The sequence below is a fragment of the Microcystis sp. LEGE 08355 genome (genome assembly GCF_015207185.1).
In the GTDB taxonomy this organism is placed as follows: Bacteria; Cyanobacteriota; Cyanobacteriia; order Cyanobacteriales; family Microcystaceae; genus Microcystis; species Microcystis panniformis.
Map to the genome: position 1 here is coordinate 1 of NZ_JADEXI010000662.1, position 2,379 is coordinate 2,379.

1 protein-coding gene is annotated in these 2,379 nt (G+C 37.9%); it reads left to right on the forward strand.

Features of this window, described 5'->3' with window-relative positions; all coding sequences use genetic code 11:
• On the forward strand, positions 1-2,379 hold a 2,379-nt coding region (locus IQ242_RS22605; RefSeq protein ID WP_193961491.1), incomplete at both ends, for an AAA-like domain-containing protein.

Sequence of the window (2,379 nt, forward strand, 5' to 3'; positions counted from 1 at the left end):
AATTAACGGGATTTAATCTGGCAGAAATTGCTCCTTTAGCTGCGGGATTATCCAGTCAAAGTAATTATCAACCCGACTGCTTAGAAAAAGTTATTTTTTGGACGGGAGGACAGCCATTTTTAACCCAGAAAATTTGTCAGCTATTGCTGGAAACTAATTTAGATATTGAGACGCTGATCAAAGAGAGAATTATTAATAATTGGGAATCTCAAGATGAACCGGTTCATCTGCGAACCATTGCCGATCGCTTGTTAAGAAATCAAGACAAAGCGGGTCGTTTGTTAGGTATCTATCAACAAATTTTAGAAAAGGGATCAATCCTGTGCGATGATAGTCCAGAACAAGGGGAATTAAGGTTATCGGGTTTGGTGGTAAAAAAGGATAATCAGTTAGTAGTTTATAATCCTATTTATCGAGAAATATTTAACCTTAGTTGGGTGGAAAAACAATTAGAGCAATTGCGTCCCTACTCAGAAGCGATCGCCGCTTGGCAGCAGTCTAATTATACCGATGAATCGCGGCTTTTACGCGGAAAAGCGTTAAATAATGCCCTTGATTGGTCTCAAGGGAAAAGCTTAAGTAATCTTGATTATCAGTTTTTAACTGCTAGTCAAAATCTCGATAAAAGAGAGGCGGAAATTAGCCTAGAAACTCAGAGACAAGCTAATAAAATTCTAGCAATCGCTCACCAAAAAGCTACCAAAAGAATTCAAATTGGCTCGGTAATTTTAATTGCTTCTCTCTTGGGTTCTCTCTTAGCTTTTATTCAGGTAAAACAAGCGTGGCAGCAAGTGGAAACCGCTCAACTAGGCATTCAATTACAGCGCAAGGGTGATAGTTATTGGCAACAATTTCAATTTGAACAATTAGAATCTTTAATTGCGGCGATGCAAGCAGTCAATAGTTTAAAAAATATCGTTACTAATGACCAAACCCTCGGTAAATATCCTGCTACCAGTCCAATTATTACCCTACAACAAATTTTAGATCGCATTCAAGAAAAAAACCAACTGCAAGGACACTGGGGAACTATTTATAGTGTTAGTATTAGTCCCGATGGTCAAAAAATAGCTACTGCTTCCCAAGATGGGACGGTAAAAATTTGGAATCAAAAAAGTGAGAATATTCAAACTTTGACAGGTCATCAGGGAGCAGTTTATAGTGTTAGTTTTAGTCCCGATGGTCAAAAAATCGCCACTGCTTCCGAAGATAAAACCGCCAAAATTTGGAACTTGCAAGGACAAAATTTAGTCACCTATCCTGACCATCAAGAATCAGTTTATAGTGTTAGTTTTAGTCCCGATGGTCAAAAAATTGTGACTACTTCCAGGGATAAAACCGCTAGATTATGGAATTTATCAGGTGAAACTTTACAGGTATTTAAGGGACATAAAAGATCGATAGATGCAGCTAGTTTTAGTCCCGATGGTCAAAAAATTGCCACCGCTTCCCGGGATGGTACGATTAAAATATGGGATTTATCAGGTAAAATTATCTTGAGTTTAGGCCAAGAAAATATTGAGGCTTTTTATAGTGTTAATTTTAGTCCCGACGGTCAAAAAATTGCCGGGGCAGCGGCCGATAAAACTGCTAAAATCTGGGATTTACAGGGAAATTTAATAGCTACTTTCCGGGGACATCAAGATTTTGTCAACAGTGTTAATTTCAGTCCTGATGGCCAGTTTATAATTACCGCATCTAGTGACGGTAGTGCTAAAATTTGGGGACTGCAAGGGGAAGAAATAACTACTCTTAGAGGACATCAAGAATCAGTTTTTACTGCTGTATTTAGTCAAGATGGAAAACAGGTGGTAACTGGATCGAGTGATGAAACGGCTAAAATTTGGCAACTGAACAATTTAAATCAAACTAGGGCCGATAATACCAGTGTTACCATTAATTCTCAGGGCAATATTATCGCTATTGCTAATAAAGATGGTCAGATTACTTTACTCGATTCCCAGGGAAAAAAAATTAGAGAATTTGCCACAAAAATGCGTTCAATCTATAGTATTGCTTTTCATCCTGATGGTAATCAGATAGCGATTACAGGAAGAAATGGAAAAGTACAAATCTGGAGCAAAAAAGGAACAATGCTTCAAGAATTTACTGCTAGTCAAGTACCGATTTATAGTCTTGCTTTTAATGGAGAGGGAACAGCAATAATCACGGGAACAAGCGATGGAAAAGTTCAATACTGGCACTTAAGTAATCATCGGCCTCAATTAATTAATTCTTGGACAGCCGATGATAATATTATCTATGATTTGGTGTTTTCTCCCGATGACCAAAAAATTGCTACTGCTGCTCGGGGAAAGATTAAAATTTGGGATTTGCAGGGCAATCTTTTCGAGGAGATTAAAACCGATTCTTTTCCCG